19 protein-coding genes are annotated in these 18771 nt (G+C 62.8%); all 19 read right to left on the minus strand.

Annotated features, from left to right (window positions below):
• Positions 1-69: 69 nt before the first annotated feature.
• Positions 70-375, minus strand: a complete 306-nt coding sequence (locus DLD99_RS03250; protein WP_096819774.1) for an urease subunit beta — start codon at positions 373-375, stop codon at positions 70-72.
• A complete protein-coding gene (locus DLD99_RS03255) occupies positions 375-908 on the minus strand; it encodes a GNAT family N-acetyltransferase (RefSeq protein WP_085711198.1) in 534 nt (177 codons plus the stop codon). Before DLD99_RS03255 ends, DLD99_RS03250 begins: the two co-directional genes overlap by 1 nt.
• Positions 909-913: 5 nt before the next feature.
• A complete protein-coding gene (locus DLD99_RS03260; RefSeq protein ID WP_114881247.1) occupies positions 914-1447 on the minus strand; it encodes a GNAT family N-acetyltransferase in 534 nt (177 codons plus the stop codon).
• A gap of 9 nt (positions 1448-1456) precedes the next feature.
• Entirely contained in the window at positions 1457-1759 is a 303-nt protein-coding gene (gene ureA, locus DLD99_RS03265; RefSeq protein WP_039766748.1) for an urease subunit gamma, read from the minus strand.
• Positions 1760-1792: 33 nt separating this feature from the next.
• On the minus strand, positions 1793-2632 hold the full coding sequence (locus DLD99_RS03270) for an urease accessory protein UreD (protein WP_114881248.1): 840 nt from the start codon (positions 2630-2632) through the stop codon (positions 1793-1795).
• A 30-nt stretch (positions 2633-2662) separates the two neighbouring features.
• Positions 2663-3361: an urea ABC transporter ATP-binding subunit UrtE gene (gene urtE, locus DLD99_RS03275; RefSeq protein WP_114881249.1), complete on the minus strand. Its 699-nt coding sequence runs from the start codon at positions 3359-3361 to the stop codon at positions 2663-2665.
• Between the two features lie 117 nt (positions 3362-3478).
• Positions 3479-4351 carry an urea ABC transporter ATP-binding protein UrtD gene (gene urtD, locus DLD99_RS03280; protein ID WP_114881250.1) on the minus strand — a complete coding sequence of 291 codons (873 nt, stop codon included), beginning with the start codon at positions 4349-4351 and terminating at the stop codon, positions 3479-3481.
• Positions 4348-5427 carry an urea ABC transporter permease subunit UrtC gene (urtC, locus tag DLD99_RS03285; RefSeq protein ID WP_114881251.1) on the minus strand — a complete coding sequence of 360 codons (1080 nt, stop codon included), beginning with the start codon at positions 5425-5427 and terminating at the stop codon, positions 4348-4350. The genes urtD and urtC overlap by 4 nt, the downstream gene beginning before the upstream one ends.
• Complete coding sequence (gene urtB, locus DLD99_RS03290; protein WP_114881252.1) at positions 5427-6929, minus strand: urea ABC transporter permease subunit UrtB; 1503 nt, start codon at positions 6927-6929, stop codon at positions 5427-5429. The genes urtC and urtB overlap by 1 nt, the downstream gene beginning before the upstream one ends.
• Before the next feature lie 173 nt (positions 6930-7102).
• The gene (gene urtA / locus DLD99_RS03295; protein WP_114881253.1) at positions 7103-8368 is read right to left on the minus strand and encodes an urea ABC transporter substrate-binding protein; all 1266 of its coding nucleotides are present in this window, start codon (positions 8366-8368) and stop codon (positions 7103-7105) included.
• Between the two features lie 205 nt (positions 8369-8573).
• Positions 8574-9584 carry a FecCD family ABC transporter permease gene (locus DLD99_RS03300; RefSeq protein WP_114881254.1) on the minus strand — a complete coding sequence of 337 codons (1011 nt, stop codon included), beginning with the start codon at positions 9582-9584 and terminating at the stop codon, positions 8574-8576.
• Positions 9581-10528 carry an ABC transporter substrate-binding protein gene (locus DLD99_RS03305; protein ID WP_114881255.1) on the minus strand — a complete coding sequence of 316 codons (948 nt, stop codon included), beginning with the start codon at positions 10526-10528 and terminating at the stop codon, positions 9581-9583. The genes DLD99_RS03300 and DLD99_RS03305 overlap by 4 nt, the downstream gene beginning before the upstream one ends.
• Positions 10525-11313, minus strand: a complete 789-nt coding sequence (locus tag DLD99_RS03310; RefSeq protein ID WP_114881256.1) for an ABC transporter ATP-binding protein — start codon at positions 11311-11313, stop codon at positions 10525-10527. The genes DLD99_RS03305 and DLD99_RS03310 overlap by 4 nt, the downstream gene beginning before the upstream one ends.
• Before the next feature lie 12 nt (positions 11314-11325).
• Positions 11326-13452 carry a TonB-dependent receptor gene (locus tag DLD99_RS03315; RefSeq protein WP_114881257.1) on the minus strand — a complete coding sequence of 709 codons (2127 nt, stop codon included), beginning with the start codon at positions 13450-13452 and terminating at the stop codon, positions 11326-11328.
• Positions 13453-13613: 161 nt separating this feature from the next.
• Positions 13614-14990: a PepSY-associated TM helix domain-containing protein gene (locus tag DLD99_RS03320; RefSeq protein ID WP_114881258.1), complete on the minus strand. Its 1377-nt coding sequence runs from the start codon at positions 14988-14990 to the stop codon at positions 13614-13616.
• Positions 14991-15070: 80 nt separating this feature from the next.
• Positions 15071-17191 (minus strand): TonB-dependent copper receptor, encoded by a 2121-nt coding sequence (locus tag DLD99_RS03325; RefSeq protein WP_114881259.1) that lies wholly within the window; start codon positions 17189-17191, stop codon positions 15071-15073.
• Between the two features lie 84 nt (positions 17192-17275).
• Entirely contained in the window at positions 17276-17710 is a 435-nt protein-coding gene (locus DLD99_RS03330; RefSeq protein WP_114881260.1) for a DUF2946 domain-containing protein, read from the minus strand.
• Between the two features lie 21 nt (positions 17711-17731).
• Positions 17732-18211 (minus strand): copper chaperone PCu(A)C, encoded by a 480-nt coding sequence (locus DLD99_RS03335; protein ID WP_114881261.1) that lies wholly within the window; start codon positions 18209-18211, stop codon positions 17732-17734.
• Between the two features lie 48 nt (positions 18212-18259).
• Positions 18260-18661 carry a DUF2946 domain-containing protein gene (locus tag DLD99_RS03340; protein WP_114881262.1) on the minus strand — a complete coding sequence of 134 codons (402 nt, stop codon included), beginning with the start codon at positions 18659-18661 and terminating at the stop codon, positions 18260-18262.
• Between the last annotated feature and the right edge of the window lie 110 nt (positions 18662-18771).

Genomic DNA, 18771 nt, shown 5'->3' on the forward strand with positions numbered 1-18771 from the left:
CGGATTCCAGCTGGAGGAACTCGGTTTAATGTGGGAGCGAGCCTGCTCGCGATGGGGGCACTGCAAAATTCAGAGGTCACCCATGACCCGCCCGGCAAACCCGAACACCCGGCGATGCCCGGCGTAATCCACCAGTTCCACCTCGCGGCTCTGGCCCGGCTCGAAGCGCACGGCGGTGCCTGCCGGGATGTTCAGGCGCATGCCACGGCTGGCGGCGCGGTCGAAGGTCAGGGCGTCGTTGGTTTCGAAGAAGTGGTAGTGCGAGCCGACCTGGATCGGCCGGTCGCCGCTGTTCGCCACTTTCAGGCTGATCGTGCGGCGACCGACGTTGAGTTCGATATCGCCGGGCTGGATCCGGTATTCGCCGGGAATCATCAGTTCGCTCCTTGCAGGACTTTGTAATAGAGGGCCGTCGGGCGATAGGTGCCGTTCGGGTCGCAGGCGTAATCGGGGATTTCCCCGGCGCGGGTGTAACCCAGGGCCTTGTAGAAATCTTCGGCGGGGGAGCCGGCCTCGGTGTCGAGGTAGAGCATGCCGCGTTTGTACTGGCGGGCCGTCAGTTCCAGCGCTTCCATCAACTGCTGGCCGAGGCCGCGCCGGCGGGCCTGTTCGCGCACCAGCAGTTTCTGCACTTCTGCGCGGTTCAGGCCGTTGGCCTTCTGGCACAGGCCCAGTTGCACGCTGGCCTGCACCTGTTCGTCCTTGACCACCACCCACAGCAAGACGTTGCCCTTGTTCAGGTTGTCCTGCACTTCATCGAAATAGGCGCGGGCCTGGGTGGCATCCAGATCAGCCATGAAGCCGACGCTTGCGCCATAACCCACAGCGTCCAGCAGCAGCTCGATCAGGCCCTGACGATAGTGGGCAAAACTTTCGGCATTGACGCGTCGCAGTTGGGCGGGGTTCATCGGTGTCACTCCTTGTTGGCGGGCGGCGGCTCCGCGCCAGGATTGAGGGTCAGTTGCATGAACGTCAGGTCGAGCCAGCGGCCGAACTTGGTGCCGACTTGCGGCATCTGTCCGGTGGTGATGAAACCGGCGCGCTCGTGCAGGCGGATCGACGCTGCGTTGCCGCTTTCGATGGCGGCGACCATGACGTGCTTGCCACAGGTTTTCGCGCGTTCGATCAGCGCGGTCATCAATTGCGGGCCGAGGCCGTTACCGCGCTGGTCGCTGCGCACGTAGACCGAATGCTCGACGGTGTGACGGAAACCGTCGAACGGCCGCCAGTCACCGAACGAAGCGTAGCCGAGGGTGGTGTTGTCGGCGTCGACGATCACCAGGATCGGATAACCCTGGGCCTGGCGGGCGCTGAACCACGCCTGACGGTTGCCCAGATCGACGGCGGATTCATTCCAGATCGCCGTGGTGTTGAGCACGGCGTCGTTGTAGATGTCGCGGATCGCCGGCAGGTCGGCGTGCAGGGCATCGCGGATGGTGTAAGTCATGGCGCGGCCTCAGACGATCGGTTGGTGGACGGTGACCAGTTTGGTGCCGTCGGGAAACGTCGCTTCGACCTGGATCTCCGGGATCATTTCCGGGATGCCTTCCATCACTTGATCGCGGGTCAGCAGGGTGGTGCCGTAATGCATCAGCTCGGCCACGGTCTGGCCGTCCCGGGCGCCTTCGAGCAGCGCCGCGGAGATGTAGGCCATGGCTTCCGGGTAGTTGAGTTTCACGCCGCGGGCCAGTCGCCGCTCGGCCACGAGGCCGGCGGTGAAGATCAGCAGCTTGTCTTTTTCGCGTGGGGTCAGGTCCATCGTTTGAAATCCATTGTCGGCAGTTGTAGAAAATCAGGTGTTCCAGATTCGGGGAGGCAGGGCTTCACGGCCAAGCAGCGCAGGCCTGAGCAATCGCCAGAGTTCGATCAGCCAGGCCCGCGCCAGCAACGCTTCACTGGCCAGACAACGCGCAACCAGCAACCCCGGCAATTGCGTCAGATCCCCGCGCACTTCATGCCCCAGCGAGCGGCAGCGCTCCAGCAGTTCGGCATCGATTTCGCCGGTCACCAGCAACGTCGCAAACACCGGATGGCTGTCCAGTCCGATCGGCGAATCAAGCAAACCATCGTTGCCGACGATGCGCTGGCGTTCATGCCAGAGCAACCTGCCATCCCGGCGAATATCCAGATGGGCCTGGAAATGCCCGAGGTCGAAACGCTCGCCACTGGCCGGGCGCCCGAGGGCCACCACGTCCCAGTAGAACAGCCGCGCATCGCCTTCAAGCTCGATCGAGGTCGAGAGTTCCGCCTGGGCGGCGCTGTAGACGATGGTTTCCTGGGGCAGCCATTCCAGTGTTGCGCCGTCAGCGACGTGCAGATCCAGCGACTGATAAGCGGGGCCCGCCGCGCGATACCACTTGGCCGCGCCGGGGCTGGTGATCTGTGCCCAGGCGCCCGGTTCGACGCGGGCGCTGATGTTCAACCGGTCACCGCCGGCAATGCCGCCCGGCGGGTGGACGATGATGTGCTGGCAGACCTCGGGCCCTTCGGCGTACAGATGCTTTTGCACCCGCAGCGGGCCGAGGTGCCGGCGACGGACAGGGCGCGTGCAATCGCCGAAGCGGGCATAGGCCAGCTCCAGCTCGGCGTGCCAGCTCGGGGTAAACAGGGCAGTCGCTAAAGGTAAGTTCATGTTTTCTGATTATCGTTAGGACGCTACAGGTTAGATCGTAACCAGCCCGCGCACACCCTCACTTTCCATATTTTCTCCACGGCCCTGCTGCACGATCTCGCCCCGGGACATCACCAGGTACTGATCGGCCAGTTCGGCGGCGAAATCGTAGAACTGTTCCACCAGCAGAATCGCCATGTCGCCCCGGGCCGCGAGCTTCTTGATCACTGCGCCGATTTCCTTGATCACCGACGGCTGGATGCCTTCGGTGGGTTCGTCGAGGATCAGCAGGCGCGGACGGCTGGCCAGTGCGCGGCCGATGGCGAGCTGTTGTTGCTGACCGCCGGACAGGTCGCCGCCGCGCCGCTGTTTCATTTGCAGCAGCACCGGGAACAGTTCGTAGATGAACGCCGGAACCTCTTTGGCTTCGCTGCCGGGGAAGCGCGACAGGCCCATCAGCAGGTTTTCTTCCACGGTCAGCCGGCCGAAGATCTCCCGGCCCTGGGGCACATAGGCGATCCCGGCGTGCACCCGTTGATGCGGCTTGAACGTGGTGATCGGTTGGCCTTCCCAGTTCACCGCACCTTCCTTGGCCGGCAGCAGGCCCATCAGGCATTTGAGCAGCGTGGTCTTGCCCACGCCGTTGCGGCCGAGCAGGCAGGTCACTTCGCCGACCTTCACGTCAAAGCTCAGACCGCGCAGGATGTGGCTACCGCCGTAGTACTGATGAAGTTTTTGGACCTGTAGCATTGGAACTCCGTTAGTTGGGCTTCAAGCGACAAGCTTCAAGCTGCAAGTTGAAGCGGGAGGGTGTATGGCTTTGTTTTTGGCTTGCCGCTTGAAACTTGCGGCTTGAAGCTGGCCGATTCACCTTCCTAAATAGACTTCAATAACTCGCTCATCGGCCTGCACCTGTTCCAGCGAGCCTTCGGCCAGCACGCTGCCCTGATGCAACACGGTGACGTGGTCGGCAATCGAGCCGACGAAGCCCATGTCGTGTTCCACCACCATCAGCGAATGCTTGCCCGCGAGCGACTTGAACAGCTCGGCGGTGAATTCGGTTTCGGCGTCGGTCATGCCGGCCACCGGTTCGTCGAGCAGCAGCAATTGCGGGTCCTGCATCAGCAGCATGCCGATTTCCAGAAACTGTTTCTGCCCGTGGGACAGCAGCCCCGCCGGACGATTGACCGAGGTGGTCAGGCGAATGGTGTCGAGCACTTCGCTGATCCGGTCTTTCTGTTCGCCGCTCAACTTCGCCCGCAGGCTGGCCCACACCGACTTGTCGGTTTTCTGCGCCAGCTCCAGGTTCTCGAACACGCTCAGCGCTTCGAACACCGTCGGTTTCTGGAACTTGCGCCCGATGCCGGCCTGGGCGATCTGCACTTCGCTCATCTGCGTCAGGTCGAGGGTTTCGCCGAACCACGCCTTGCCGTGACTGGGGCGGGTCTTGCCGGTGATCACGTCCATCAGCGTGGTCTTGCCCGCGCCGTTGGGGCCGATGATGCAGCGCAGTTCACCGACGCCGATGTACAGGTTCAGAGCGTTCAGCGCCCGGAAGCCGTCGAAGCTGACGCTGATGTCTTCCAGGGTCAGGATCGTGCCGTGACGGGTGTTCAGCCCAGGCCCGACGCGCTGGCCGAGGCCGAGGGCATCACGGCTGGTGCCGGCGTCCCTGTTCGGTTCCAGCGGCGGGAAGAAGGCCGGTTCCAGCATGAATTCAGCACTCGCCGTGACTCTCATGATTCACCTCGTTTCTTCAGCAGACCGATCACGCCTTTGGGCAGGTACAACGTCACGACGATGAACAGCGCGCCGAGGAAGAACAGCCAGTATTCGGGGAACGCCACGGTGAACCAGCTCTTCATGCCGTTGACCACGCCGGCGCCGAGCAGCGGGCCGATCAGCGTGCCGCGCCCGCCAAGGGCTACCCAGACGGCGGCTTCGATCGAGTTGGTCGGCGACATTTCACTCGGGTTGATGATCCCCACTTGCGGCACGTACAGCGCACCGGCCAGACCACACAACACCGCGCTCAACACCCAGACGAACAACTTGAAGCCGCGCGGGTCGTAGCCGCAGAACATCAACCTGTTTTCCGCATCGCGCAGCGCGGTCAGCACCCGACCGAACTTGCTGCGGGCCAGCCGCCAGCCGATGAACAGACTCGCCACCAGCAGCAGAACCGTCGTCAGAAACAGCACCGCACGGGTGCCGGGTTCGGTGATGCCGAAACCGAGGATCGTGCGGAAATTGGTGAAGCCGTTGTTGCCGCCAAAACCGGTCTCGTTGCGGAAGAACAGCAGCATCCCGGCGAAGGTCAGGGCCTGGGTCATGATCGAGAAATACACGCCCTTGATCCGCGAGCGGAAGGCGAAGAAACCGAACACCAGCGCCAGCAATCCCGGCGCCAGCACCACTAGGCACATGGCCCAGAGGAAGTTGCCGGTGCCGCTCCAGTACCACGGCAACTCGGTCCACGACAGGAACGTCATGAACGCCGGCAAGCCATCACCGGCGGCCTGGCGCATCAGGTACATGCCCATCGCACAACCGCCGAGGGCGAAGAACAGACCGTGACCCAGCGACAGCAAACCGGCGTAACCCCAGACCAGATCCAGCGCCAGGGCGACGATGGCGTAGCAGAGAATCTTGCCGACCAGCGTCAGGGTGTAGGCCGAAACGTGCAGCGCGCTGTCCGAAGGCAACAGCGACAGCAGCGGCAGGGCGATCAGTAGCGCGAGAACAACGGCACCGACAGCGAGGGTTACTTTGGGTCCGGCCTTTTGCGTGGCCGTAAGCATCAATGGCTGATTCATCAGTCGATCACCCGTCCTTTCAGTGCGAAGAGGCCTTGCGGACGTTTCTGGATGAACAGAATGATCAGCGCGAGGATCAGGATCTTGCCGAGTACCGCACCGATCTGCGGCTCGAGAATCTTGTTGGCGATGCCCAGGCCGAATGCGGCGAACACGCTGCCGGCCAGTTGCCCGACGCCACCGAGCACCACCACCAGGAACGAGTCGATGATGTAGCTCTGGCCGAGGTCCGGGCCGACGTTGCCGATCTGGCTCAGCGCCACGCCACCAAGCCCGGCGATGCCCGAGCCGAGGCCGAAGGCGAGCATGTCGACGCGCCCGGTGGGCACGCCGCAGCAGGCGGCCATGTTGCGGTTCTGGGTGACGGCGCGCACGTTCAGACCGAGGCGGGTCTTGTTCAGCAGCAACCAGGTCAGCACCACCACAAACAGTGCGAAGGCGATGATCACGATGCGGTTGTACGGCAGCACCAGATTCGGCAACACCTGAATCCCGCCGGACAGCCACGCCGGGTTCGCCACTTCAACGTTCTGCGCGCCGAACACCAGACGCACCAGTTGAATCAGCATCAGGCTGATGCCCCAGGTCGCGAGCAGGGTTTCCAGCGGGCGACCGTAGAGGTGACGAATCACCGTGCGCTCCAGGGCCATGCCGATGGCCGCGGTGACGAAGAACGCCACCGGCAGCGCAATCAACGGATAGAACTCGATGGCCTGCGGTGCGTAGCGCTGGAACATCAACTGCACGACATAAGTGGAGTAGGCACCGAGCATCAGCATCTCGCCGTGGGCCATGTTGATCACACCCAGCAGACCGAAGGTGATCGCCAGGCCCAGTGCGGCAAGCAACAGAATCGAACCGAGGGACATGCCGCTGAAGGCCTGACCGAGCAGTTCGCCGATCAGCAGTTTGCGTTTGACCTGAGCGAGGCTGGTTTCGGCGGCGGTGCGCACATTGGCATCGGTTTCGACGCCGGGTTCGAGCAGGCCTTCGAGGCGAGTGCGGGCCAGCGGGTCGCCGGTTTCACCGAGCAGACGCACGGCCGCGAGACGCACCGCCGGGTCAGTGTCGACCAGTTGCAGATTGGCCAGCGCCAGGCTCAGGGCGGCGTGGACGCTTTCATCTTTTTCGCCAGCCAGTTGCCGGTCGAGGAATTTCAGCTGCGCCGGTTTGGCGCTTTTCTGCAATTGCTGCGCGGCGGTCAGACGGGTTTTGGCGTCGGCGGCGAGCAATTGGTGGCTGGCCAGTGCGGTGTCGATCAGACCTCGCAGGCGGTTGTTCAGGCGCAGAGTCTTGGGTTGGCCGTCGACGGTCAGTTCGCCTTGTTGCAGGGCGTTGATCAGTTCGACACGGGCCGGGTCGGGCTGCGCGGCCCAGGCTTCCAGCAGTTTTGCCTGTTGCGTCGGGTTGGCGGCGACGAAGTCTTCGGCGTCGCTGGCGTGGGTGACCATCGGTAGCAAAAGTGCGAGGGCCAGGAGGAAACGGTATAGGGCAGTGGGCATAGTCAGTCGCCTTGACGCGGACATTGTGGGAGCGAGCTTGCTCGCGAAAACGGTCTGACATTCACCATCGATGTCGACTGTCAGGGCCTCTTCGCGAGCAAGTCGAAGCGTCGAACCGTCGTTCCCACAGGGGTTTGTACCCGCCTCAAGTATCGAGGCGGGCATCCAACGGCTCAGTTGCTCTTCACCGCATACTCCGGCTTCTTGTCGTTACCCGGAATGAACGGGCTCCAAGGCTGCGCCCGAATCGGCCCTTCGGTCTGCCATACCACGTTGAACTGACCGTCGGCCTGGATCTCGCCGATCATCACCGGTTTGTGCAGGTGGTGATTGGTCTTGTCCATGGTCAGGGTATAGCCGGACGGCGCAGCGAAAGTCTGGCCGGCGAGGGCTTCGCGGACCTTGTCGACGTCGGTGGACTTGGCTTTCTCCACGGCTTGCGCCCACATGTGGATACCGACGTAAGTGGCTTCCATCGGGTCGTTGGTCACGGCTTTGTCGGCGCCCGGCAGGTTGTGTTTCTTCGCGTAGGCTTTCCAGTCATCGACGAACTTCTTGTTCACCGGGTTCTCCACCGACTCGAAGTAGTTCCACGCCGCAAGGTTGCCAACCAGCGGTTTGGTGTCGATGCCGCGCAGTTCTTCTTCGCCCACCGAGAACGCCACCACCGGTACGTCGGTCGCTTTCAGGCCCTGGTTGGCCAGCTCTTTGTAGAACGGCACGTTGGAGTCGCCATTCACGGTGGAGATCACAGCGGTCTTGCCGCCGGCCGAGAATTTTTTGATGTTGGCGACGATGGTTTGATAGTCGCTGTGGCCGAACGGGGTGTAGACCTCTTCGATGTCCTTGTCCGCTACGCCTTTGGAGTGCAGGAACGAACGCAGGATCTTGTTGGTGGTGCGCGGGTAGACGTAGTCGGTGCCGAGCAGGAAGTAGCGCTTGGCGCCGCCACCTTCTTCGCTCATCAGGTACTCAACCGCCGGGATCGCCTGCTGGTTCGGCGCGGCGCCGGTGTAGAACACGTTCGGCGACATCTCTTCGCCTTCATATTGCACCGGGTAGAACAGCAGACCGTTGAGTTCTTCGAACACCGGCAGCACCGATTTGCGCGACACCGAGGTCCAGCAACCGAACACCACCGCCACCTTGTCCTGCGTCAGCAGTTGCCGGCCCTTCTCCGCGAACAGCGGCCAGTTCGACGCCGGGTCGACCACCACCGGTTCGAGCATCTTGCCGTTCACCCCGCCCTTGGCGTTGATCTCGTCGATGGTCATCAACGCCATGTCCTTGAGCGATGTTTCGGAGATCGCCATGGTGCCGGACAACGAATGCAGAATCCCGACCTTGATGGTCTCGGCGGCCTGTACCGTCCAGGTCATGCCCATCGCGGCAATGGATGCCGTGAGTGTGAAAGCCTTGATCAAACTGCGACGCTTCATTGTGCGATCTCCACGAACGTTAAAGTTTTTTATGGTTGGCAGATGCGAACGACTGAAGGCTGTTTTGCAAGGGCTGTGCCCGGTCGGGATCGGGCAGGGAAATGTCGGTTTAGAGCGGTTGCGCGCAGATCCGGCGCACCATGAAGGGACGTGTTGCGGGCAAGGGTGCAGCGGGGTGCGCCAGATTGGGGCGCGCCCCCGAGAGTCAGCGGCGGCGCATCAGGCCGATGAAAAACAGCCCGCCGAGGGCCGCAGTGGCGACGCCGATGGGCAGGTCTTCGGGAGCGATCAGCGTGCGTGCGGCGACATCGACCCACACCAGAAACACGCTGCCGAGCAACACGCACACCGGCAGCAGACGCCGATGTTCTGCACCGATCAGACGCCGGGCAATGTGCGGCACCATCAGCCCGACAAACCCGATGGAGCCGCTGATCGACACCAGCACCCCGGTCATCAGCGAAGCAATCACGAACACCCGCAGACGCACCGCCCGGGCGTTCAGGCCGAGGGTGACGGCGGTCTGTTCGCCGGCCATCAAGGCGTTCAATGGGCGGGCCATGCCCAGCAGCAAAATCAACCCGAGCAAGACGCTGAACGCCGGCACCGCCAACAACTCCCAACGCGCCAGACCGAGGCCGCCGAGCATCCAGAACATCACCGCCGAGCTCGCCCGGTGATCGCCCATGAACAGCAGCAGGTTGGCGACCGCCATCATCACGAACGACACTGCCACGCCGCATAGCAGCAGACGATCACTGTCCAGCCGACCCTGACGGTTGGCGATGCCCAGCACCAAAAACATGCTCAACAACGCGCCGATGAACGCGGCAATCGGCAAGGTCAGCAGACCGACAATTTCACCGATGTGCAGCACCACGATCACTGCACCGAGGGTGGCGCCGGAAGTGACGCCGAGCAGGTGCGGATCGGCCAGCGGATTGCGCGTCACCGCTTGCAGCACCGCGCCGATCAACGCCAGCCCGGCGCCGACCAGCGCACCGAGCAACATGCGCGGCACGCGGATCAGCCAGACGATGTGCTCCTGGCCGGCGCTCCAGTCCGGCGCGCCGAGGCCGAACAGTTTGTGCAGCAAAATCCGCCACACCACGTCCACCGGCACCCGCGCCGGGCCGAAGCCCAGCGACACCACGCACGACACCAGCAGCACCGCGCCGAGGGCGATCAGCAGCCAGGCGTAACGACGATTGATCATTCGCCGTGGAACCCTTTGGCCAGAGTTTCAACCGCCAGCACGTTGTCGATCCCCGGCGTGGCCTGCACGTAAGGGATGACGATGAAACGCTGGTTCTTGATCGCGTCCACCGATTGCAGCGCCTTGTTCTTCAGCAGAAATTCAATCTTCTGCTCGGCGGTGATTTCGCTGTAGTCGACGATCACGATCACCTGCGGATTGCGCTCGACCACGGTTTCCCAGTTGACCCGGGTCCAGCTCGCTTCGACGTCATCGAGAACGTTGCGCCCGCCGGCGGCGTCGATCAGCGCCTGCGGCATGCCGAGGCGGCCGGAGGTCATGGCGCGGTCTTCGCCGCTGTCGTACAGGAACACTCGCGGTTTTTCGGCGGGCAGGTCTTTGCGGATTTCCGCGACCTGGCTTTGCATGTCGGCGATCAATGCATTGGCACGGTCCTGCACGTCGAAGATCTTTCCGAGGTTGCGCAGGTCGTTGTAGGTGTCGTCCAGCGTGGCGGCCGGGCGCTTCATCACGAAGGCGCAGGATTCGGTCAGTTCATAGACATTGATGCCCAGCGGTTGCAGGGTTTGCGGAGTGAGATCGCCACCGACGCGCATGCCGTAATCCCAGCCGGCGAAGAAGAAATCGACATTGGCGTTGAGCAACGTTTCCACCGACGGGTATTTGGCTGCCAGTTCCGGCAATCCATCGAGCAGGCTCTGCATTTCCGGCGTCACCGATTTCCAGCCACTGACGCCGCTGTAGCCGGCCATCTTCGACTTGAGGCCGAGGGCGAGCATCATCTGGGTCATGTTGATGTCGTGGCTGACCGCGTGTTTCGGCGCTTCCTTGAAGGTCACTTCGCGGTTGCAGCTGTGGATCGTCAGCGGGTACTGGGTGGCCTCGGCGAAGGCATGGGTGGTGCCCAGCAGCAGAGCAAGGCAAAGCAGGTAGCGCACAGTCATGGTCGGGTAATCCAGGTGATTCGCGGGTAGCCGTGGAGGGGGTGTGGATCGATCAATGCTTCGACGCCGAACACGTCGCGCAGCAATTCAACAGTGAGCACTTCTTGCGGGGTGCCGCTGGCGACGATTTGTCCGTGATTGATCACGTACAAGCGATCGCAGAATGCGGCGGCCAGGTTCAGGTCGTGGATGCTCGCCAGCGTGCCGATCTGCAAACGCTTGACCAGTTGCAGCAGTTCCAGTTGATAACGCGGGTCGAGGTGGTTGGTCGGCTCGTCGAGGATCAGCAGTTGCGGTTGCTGGGTCAGGGCGCGGGCCAGGATCACCCGCTGTTTTTCACCGCCGGACAGGGTGGCGAACGCGTGGTCTTCGAAGCCGTCGAGGCCCACGGATTTGAGAGCCTGGGTGGCAAGCTGGCGGTCTTCCAGCGTGTCGCCGTCGAACAAGCCCTTGTGCGGCGTGCGGCCCATGGCGACCACTTCTTCGACGGTCAGGCCGAAGGCGTCGGGGAATTCCTGCAGGACCACGGCGATGCGTTGCGCGCACCAGCGTGAGGATTGCTTCCAGACGTTGTGGTGCTCGAGTCTGACCTCACCGTGCTCCGGCTGACTGAAGCGGTAGGCGCAGCGCAACAGGCTGGTCTTGCCGCTGCCATTGGGCCCGATGAGCCCGACGAACTCACCGGCGGCCACTTGCAACGAGGCGTCACGCAGCTGGAACTGGTGATGGCAGTGGCCGTGGCCCAGGGGTGTCCAGGCGAGATCGGTGAGGGTCAGTGAGGTCATTTCGTTCCTGTTCTAGAAGGTGTAGTCAGCCGTGACAAAGAACGAACGAGGCTCACCCAGAATCCACTGCTGGCCCTCATTGTATTGGCTTTGCGCATACGTCCGGTCAAACAGATTGTTCACCTGCAGACCCAGCGTGGTGTTGCGCAGGGCTTTCCACGACAGCGTCGCATCGACCACGGTGTAGCTCGGCAGCTCGTTGCGGTTGGCCATGTCGGCATAACGTGCATCGACATAACGCATGCCGGCACCGGCTTTCACGTCATCCGTAATGGCTTTGCTCAGCCACAAATTCGCGGTGCGGCGTGGCACGTCCACCGGGCGATTTCCATTGCGCGAAACCGGTACGCCACCGACCACCTCCTCGAAATCGTCGTACTTGGCTTTGACGATGGCGGCGTTGGCTTGCAGTTGCCAGGCGTTCGGCAGTTGTAGATCGAGGCTGGCTTCCAGGCCGTTCGACGATTGTTGGCCGACCTGCTGCTTGAGCGTCGGGTTGCCCGGATCGTCGGTCAGCAGCTTCTTCTTCACGATGCGATACGCCGCCAGGGTGAACTCGCCGCGCTGATCCCAGAACAGCTGCTTCAGGCCGATCTCGGTTTGCCGCGCGGTGGACAGGTCATATTGCTGCTGGCTCGGGCTCAGGGAAATCAGCCCGCCGATGCCATCGGTGCTGGTGGCGACCTGGCCGTAGAACGAAGTGTCTTGGGTCAGCGCGAACACCAGGCCGGCCTTCCAGTTGTTGCCGGTCAGGGTCTTGTCGCTCTGGCTGCCGTCGACCAGATTGGTGCGATCCACGTGCACATAGTCGCGGCGCACACCGGTCACCAGCGACCAGCGCTCGCTCAGTTGCGTGCGGTTTTCGGCGAACACCGACATCTGCTTTGTGGTGCTGTCGAACTGGTCGCGATACGGGTTGGCACTCTCGAAATAACCGGTTTGCGGGTGGTACAGATCCAGTGGCTGGCCGTTCGGCAGCACGTCGTTGAACGGCGAGTTGCTGTTGAGCTGAAAACGGATGCGGTTGTAATCAACGCCGGTCACGGTCTGGCTGTCGAGGCCGAACAGCGAGTGCTTGAAGGTGAAGGTCTGACGGTCGCCGACCTGTTCCTGCTTGTGGCCGATGCCGAAGTAGCCGCTGCGGCTGAGCTGTTGGCTGTCGGCGTCGAAGTTGTAGTTCTCGGCGTTCTGCCAGCGGCGCTGGGCCTTGAGGTAATACAGCTCGTTGCTGGCGCTGACCGCATCGTTGATCTGCCAGTCCGTGGTCAGGCGCGTCCATTGATCGTTGTAGTGTTGCTTGTCGTCGCGCACGTTGTAGTTCTTGTTGCGCAGGCTGTCTTTCAACTGGCCGTAGATCAGCGGCGTGCCGAAGTAGTTCTGCGGGCGCTGGTCGCCGTAATCGTGGGCGAGGGTGAAGGTCAGGTCGTCCGTGGCCTGCCAGCGCAGGGCGGCGCTGATGAAATCGCTGGACGAGTCTCCGCGATCGACCCAGCCGTTGCTGCGCAGGCGATTGAGGTTGAGGCGATAGCTCAGGGTGTCGGTCAGCGAGCCGCCGCTGTCGAACGCCTGCTGCTGGCGGTCGAACGAGCCGTAGCCGACACGCACATGGTTTTCGATTTCGCCTTCGAACGGCTTCTTCGGGATCACGTTGACCACCGCACCGGTCGCGCCTTCGCCATACAGCACCGAGGCCGGACCGCGCAGCACGTCGACGCGCTCCACCGACCAGGTGTCGACCGGGAACGTCACGGTGCCCATGCCGGTGTACATGCGGTTGCCGTCATACAACTGCATTACCGAACTCTGCCCGGTAAAGCCCCTGGCCTGCAACGAAGTGCCGCCATCGCCCGGCGTACCGGTGCGGCTGATGCCGGTGCTGCGCGACACTGCGTCTTGCACGCTGTGGTCGCCACGGGCGCGGACTTGCTCGCCGCTCAGGCTTTCGACGCTGGCCGGGGTTTCCATCGCACTGAGGTTCAGGCGCGAGCCGGCGCTGGTCGGCGTGGTCAGGCTGACGGTCTGGTCGTCATTGGCCAGGGCGGTGATGGTGCCGGTGGGCAACGTCAGCGGCGCGCTGTCGGCATGAGCGCTGTTGTTCAGGGCGAACAGGCAGAGGCTGGACAAGAGGTACTTGTTCATCGGGGCGGTGGGTCACTTCTTCAAATTAAAAGCCCGCAGGCTCATGACCATGCATGGCTGCGGGCAGAGCAGCAATTAGTGTTATACAGTAACACTAAAAATTGCCGGAGTTTAAGCCCCGGCAGTTTAAAGATCTGTCTAGGTCGCGCATCTCGCCTGTTTCATGATGAAGTTGAGGCAGATTCAGTTTGCCGGCCCAGACGCGACAACAGCAGCCGATCCAGCAACCACACCACCAGCGAAGCGCCCACCAGCGGAAACACCACCGCCAGCACCAGCATGATCGCCACCCCGGTTTTCCACTTCGGCAGATCGTGGCGCAGCGGCGGTACGCCGAACTTGCCCTGTGGGCGACGCTTCCACCAGATCACCACGCCGCTGGCGGCGCTGAGCAGGATCATCAGGCAGATCAGCAGCACGACGATCTGGTTGAAGGTGCCGAACATCTTGCCTTCGTGGAGCATCACGCCGATTTCCGTGGCCCGGGCCACGGCGCCGTAGTGCTCGAATCGCACATCGGCCAACACCTTGCCGGTGTACTGATCGACATGCAGCGTGGCGTCGTTGCGCGGGTCGTCGGCGAACACCGCGATGGTGAACACGCCGGTGGCGGTGGTCGGCAGGGTGATGCTGTAGCCCGGCTCGACCTTGCGCTCGACGGCGATGTTCTGCACATCCTGCAGGCTGATGATCGGCGCGGCGGGGCCGTGTTGCATGCCGCCGTGGGCCATGTGTTCAGCGTGGTCGCCGGACATCGGCATTGGCGTGTTTTCCATTGCCCACGGTACGGTCTGGCGGGCGGCGTTGTTGAGGCTGCCGGCCTCGACGTCGGAGGTCGGCACGTTATTCCACATCGCCGCCGGGAACACGTTCCACACCTGGGCGTATTGTTTGCCCCAGAAGCCGGTCCAGGTCATGCCGCTGAGCAGCATCACCAGCAGCAACGCAGCGCCCCAGAATCCGGTGACGGCATGCAGGTCACGCCACAGCACACGACCGCGACTGTTCAGCCGTGGCCACAGTATTCCGGCCGCCTGACCGCGCGGCCACCACAGGAAAACCCCGGACACCACCAGCACCACGCCCCAGCCGGCAGCCAGTTCGATCAGTCGGTCACCGACGGTGCCGATCATCAATTCGCCGTGGATCGCCCGGGCGAGCGCTTGCAGGTTCTGCTTGGCATCCTGCTCGCCGAGGATGTCGCCGTGGTACGGGTCGACGAACACGTTCAGCTCATGGCCGGCGTTCTTCACCACGAATTGCGCGCTGCGCTCGGCGTTCGCGGGTGGCAGGTACTGGGTGACCTGACCTCGTGGATAAGCGCTTTTGACCTTTTGCAGCAGGTCATCGGCCGGTACGGTGTGATGCCCGGCCGGGACGTTCAGCAGGCTGCTGTACATCAGCGAATCGAGCTGCGGTTTGAACAGGTAAATGATGCCGGTCAGGGCCAGCATCACCATGAATGGCGCGACGAACAATCCGGCATAGAAATGCCAACGCCAGGCCAGGTTGTAGAAATTCGGTTTGGGCTGTTTCATCACGAGTGCTCCGCTTGGCTTGGATCTTCTAGTTGTCTGTTGTCACTCGCTCCCTCAAGGGGAGCGAGTGCCCTTGAGGGTTAGAAACTCATGTCCACCTTGGTCCAGAGCGTGCGCCCCGGCTCGTTGATGGCTTGCGGGTCGTTGGCCGGGTAGCCGAACCCGGCGTTGCCTGCCAGATTGAGGTGTTCGGCGTAAGCCTTGCCGAACAGGTTGTCGACGCCGGTACTGACCTTCCAGTTCTTGTTGATCCGGTAGGCACCGTTGAGCGAGAACACGCCGAAGCCCGAACTCTTGTCGTAATCCTTGCCGACCACGTTGCCCTTGTTCTGGTCGATCCGGTTTTGCGCGGCAACCACCCTCCACAGGGCGCCGGCGCTCCAGTTGTCTTCGCTGTAGGTGAGGCCGAAACGTGCATCCAGCGGCGGCATCTGCGGCAGGGCCTTACCGTCGCTGCTGTTCTTGCCCCAGGCGTAGGCCAGGGTCGCATCGGCTTTCCAGTTATCGGTGAGTTTGTAAGCGGCACCGAGTTCACCGCCCATGATCCGCGCGTCGATGTTCTCGGCGCGGGAGGTGCTCATGCCCATCATCGTCGGGGTGTAGTCGAACAGGATGTAGTCGCGCACGACACCGATGTAGCCGGAGGCCCAGGCTTCGAGGTCGGCGTCCTTGTAGTTCACGCCGAAATCGAGTTGGGTGGTCTTTTCCGGTTTGATCGAATCGAACGCATTGACCGAACCTGCCGGGCCGGACTTGGGCGAAAACAGCTCCCAGTAATCCGGAAACCGCTGCGTGTGGCCGAGGCCGGCGTAGAGCGTGGTCGGGCTGTCGGCCAGGTCATGCTCGTAACGCACGAAGCCGCTCGGCAGGGTGTCGGCGCGGGTATCGCCGGCGGTCGGGTTCGGCCGGGACATCATTCCCGAACCGGTGGTCTGCCGGAAATCCCTGGCCGAGGCGCGGTCGACCCGGGCACCGGTGACCAGCCGGTCGCGGTCGGCGGCGTACCAGGTCATTTCGCTGAACACGCCGTAGTTATGGAAGTCAGCGTCCTTGGTGTACGGCTGATCCTTGTAGGTATCGATGCCCATGCCGCTGCGCTGGCGGTGTTCGTTGGTCTGCGCATCGAGGCCGGTGATCAGCTGGATATCGGCCCAGCGCCAGGTGGCCTTGATTCGCGCGCCGAGGGTGCGGCGGTCGACGTTGGACGCCATGGGACCGGCCATCATCCCGGTGCCGGACGGCGTGCGCAGGGTGTAGTTGTCCATCACGTGGTCGGCGTAGTTGTAGTAGACCTGGGCTTCGAGCTTCTCCAGCACGTCGGTGATGTTGGATTTCTCGAAACGCAGGCCGAGGCTTTCGCGCAGGAACTGCGAGCCATCCATGCCGCGTCCGGCGTAGCGTGCTTCGCCGTCGCCCTTGCCGGCGGTGAGTTCGATCAGGGTGTCGGCGTCCGGGGTCCAGCCCAGTGCCACGTCGCCGTTCCACTTGTCATAGCGCGAGGCGACGGTGTCGTTATTGCCGTCGCGGTAGTCGTCGGAGTGCGCGGTGTTGCCGATTACCCGCACGTAGCCCAACGGGCCGCCGGCAGCGGCATCGACGACTTTGTCGAAGCGCCCGTTGGAGCCGGCCAGCACGCTGGCATTCACCCGGGTGCCGAGTTCGCCGAAGCTTTCCGGCTCACGGTCGAAGAGGATCGTGCCGGCGGATGCACCCGGTCCGTAGAGCACGGTTTGCGGGCCTTTGATCACGGTGAGTTTGTCGTAGGTCTCGGGCGAGATGTACGAGGTCGGCGCGTCCATCCGGCCGGGGCAGGCGCCGAGCATCATGCTGCCGTTGGTGAGGATGTTCAGGCGCGAACCGAACATCCCGCGCAGTACCGGATCGCCGTTGGTGCCGCCGTTGCGCACCAGGGCGAAGCCGGGAATGGTCTTCAGATAGTCGCCGCCATCGCTGGCCGGCACTGGTTGGCGCGGGTCTTTCGGGTTGGTGACGATGGTCAGCGGCGAGCTCGGGGCGATGGCGGTGATCACCGTCGGGCTCAACTCTTCAGTGTGGCCGGCGTGTTCATCGGCGTGGACCAGCGGGGACAGCAGGACGCCGCAAAGGACGGCGGTAGCGTGCCTGAAACGAACGCGGGATTGGTTCAGGGCGAAGGACGCCGGGGCAGAACCCGAGCGTGGGACAGCAGAAAACCTGGACATGACAATTTCCATCAAACAGTCGTAAACGACGCGGCCGGCAGCCTGAGGCTGTCTTCTCAACCGTGTGTAATCAGAGGTGGGTGTTTACGCTGCGACGGGCGGGGCGCGGCTGCGGGCGCCGGGGAAGAAGGTCTGCCGGGCGTGGCCCAGGCGCGGGGAGGGTGGGGTGAAAGTGTTGACGTGGGGAATGCTGAACGTAGCGAAACTGCCGCTGCCGGTCAGCGCCGGGCAGTTGAACAGCAGGCTGCAATAGCCGCATTTTTCCCACAGCACATGGTGCGACGATTGCGGTGGGCAGTGCTCGGCCGAGGGTTTTGCTTCATGGGCGGAATGACCCATGCCCGCCATGTCCATGCTCATTGGCATGGAGGTCGAGGCGTGCTGATCCATCGGCATCGACTGAGAAATCAGCGGGCCGATGAAAATCATCAACATGGCGAACAGGGCGATCCAGCTGCCGCGTGTCAGGTGTTCGGTCTGACGGCGTTGCACGGATGCCCCGGCGCTGCGCGGGCGCACGGGCGGAGTCTGCCGGAACGGTTATTGGGCGTGCGCGTGTTCCGGCATGTCCTGCGGTGGTTTCTTCTGCACGGCGACTTCGACGGTCACGTCACCGGCCTTCTCGAAATGCATCGTCAGCGGGAAGCGCTTGCCGTCGGTCAACAGGCTGCGGTCGGTCGGATTCATCAGCATCACGTGATAGGCCATCGGCGCGAAGGTCACGTTTCCACCGGCCGGGATAGCCACGTTTGGCACCTGTTGCATCTTCATCAGATCACCCTGCATCACGTGTTCGTGCAGCTCGGCTTTTGAAGCGATGGGCGAGTCGACACTCAGCAGGCGGTCAGCGGTTTTGCCACCGTTGTGAATGATGAAATACGCGGCAACCGTCGGCGCATTCGGCGGCAGTTCCTGCGACCACGGGTGGGCGATTTCCAGCTCGCCGGCCTTGTATTCGTGGGCATGGGCGAAGCACGCCGGCAGCAACAGCGCAGCGATGACGATGAATTTGTTCAACATGGCAGTTCTCCAGAACGATTTGAAACGCAGGTCAAATGCGGGAACAAATCAAACCAGAGGGGAAGCGCGGGGATTGAGGCTCGGCCATTGCTGGCGCGGTGTCGGGGTTTGCAGCACGGCGGGCGCCACACTGCGATTGCTTTCGTATCGGGCGAAATACAGCTGCGGCGAATGCCCCGGCAACGCCACCACCGGCGCCGATCCGGAACAGCACCAGCAATGCTGCATGGTCGAATGATTGTCACCGCTTTGCGGCGCCTTCTGATCGAGGCTGCCGATGTCGATCGCCACCATCTTCGTGCCGCTGCCGCTGCAGAAACTGCTCCACAGCAACTGCTCGGCCGGCGTCTGCGCCGCCTGCGCCATCGCTCCCGTCAACGGCATGGCGAGCATGTTGAACAGCACTGCGAAGCAGGCGATCCAGGCAAATGCGAGCCGGTGTCGGTTCATGGGACAGGTCCGTAGGGTGGGCGATCAGGCGCGGCTATTTAGCCTGATCAGGGCCGATAAGTAAAAAAGCGTCGTGCGGTTTGGTGTCGCAGCGCACTTTCAAGAGAGTG

The organism is Pseudomonas kribbensis (assembly GCF_003352185.1).
In the GTDB taxonomy this organism is placed as follows: domain Bacteria; phylum Pseudomonadota; class Gammaproteobacteria; order Pseudomonadales; family Pseudomonadaceae; genus Aquipseudomonas; species Aquipseudomonas kribbensis.

Bases quoted from the DNA above. Each gene is read 5' to 3' on its own strand.
- DLD99_RS03315 (WP_114881257.1), bottom strand. From the start codon at position 13,452: ATGAACAAGTACCTCTTGTCCAGCCTCTGCCTGTTCGCCCTGAACAAC.
- DLD99_RS03270 (WP_114881248.1), bottom strand. From the start codon at position 2,632: ATGAACTTACCTTTAGCGACTGCCCTGTTTACCCCGAGCTGGCACGCC.
- urtC (WP_114881251.1), bottom strand. From the start codon at position 5,427: ATGAATCAGCCATTGATGCTTACGGCCACGCAAAAGGCCGGACCCAAA.
- urtA (WP_114881253.1), bottom strand. From the start codon at position 8,368: ATGAAGCGTCGCAGTTTGATCAAGGCTTTCACACTCACGGCATCCATT.
- urtB (WP_114881252.1), bottom strand. From the start codon at position 6,929: ATGCCCACTGCCCTATACCGTTTCCTCCTGGCCCTCGCACTTTTGCTA.
- DLD99_RS03325 (WP_114881259.1), bottom strand. From the start codon at position 17,191: ATGTCCAGGTTTTCTGCTGTCCCACGCTCGGGTTCTGCCCCGGCGTCC.
- DLD99_RS03305 (WP_114881255.1), bottom strand. From the start codon at position 10,528: ATGACTGTGCGCTACCTGCTTTGCCTTGCTCTGCTGCTGGGCACCACC.
- DLD99_RS03335 (WP_114881261.1), bottom strand. From the start codon at position 18,211: ATGTTGAACAAATTCATCGTCATCGCTGCGCTGTTGCTGCCGGCGTGC.
- DLD99_RS03255 (WP_085711198.1), bottom strand. From the start codon at position 908: ATGAACCCCGCCCAACTGCGACGCGTCAATGCCGAAAGTTTTGCCCAC.
- urtD (WP_114881250.1), bottom strand. From the start codon at position 4,351: ATGAGAGTCACGGCGAGTGCTGAATTCATGCTGGAACCGGCCTTCTTC.
- urtE (WP_114881249.1), bottom strand. From the start codon at position 3,361: ATGCTACAGGTCCAAAAACTTCATCAGTACTACGGCGGTAGCCACATC.
- DLD99_RS03340 (WP_114881262.1), bottom strand. From the start codon at position 18,661: ATGAACCGACACCGGCTCGCATTTGCCTGGATCGCCTGCTTCGCAGTG.
- DLD99_RS03250 (WP_096819774.1), bottom strand. From the start codon at position 375: ATGATTCCCGGCGAATACCGGATCCAGCCCGGCGATATCGAACTCAAC.
- ureA (WP_039766748.1), bottom strand. From the start codon at position 1,759: ATGGACCTGACCCCACGCGAAAAAGACAAGCTGCTGATCTTCACCGCC.
- DLD99_RS03320 (WP_114881258.1), bottom strand. From the start codon at position 14,990: ATGAAACAGCCCAAACCGAATTTCTACAACCTGGCCTGGCGTTGGCAT.
- DLD99_RS03260 (WP_114881247.1), bottom strand. From the start codon at position 1,447: ATGACTTACACCATCCGCGATGCCCTGCACGCCGACCTGCCGGCGATC.
- DLD99_RS03300 (WP_114881254.1), bottom strand. From the start codon at position 9,584: ATGATCAATCGTCGTTACGCCTGGCTGCTGATCGCCCTCGGCGCGGTG.
- DLD99_RS03310 (WP_114881256.1), bottom strand. From the start codon at position 11,313: ATGACCTCACTGACCCTCACCGATCTCGCCTGGACACCCCTGGGCCAC.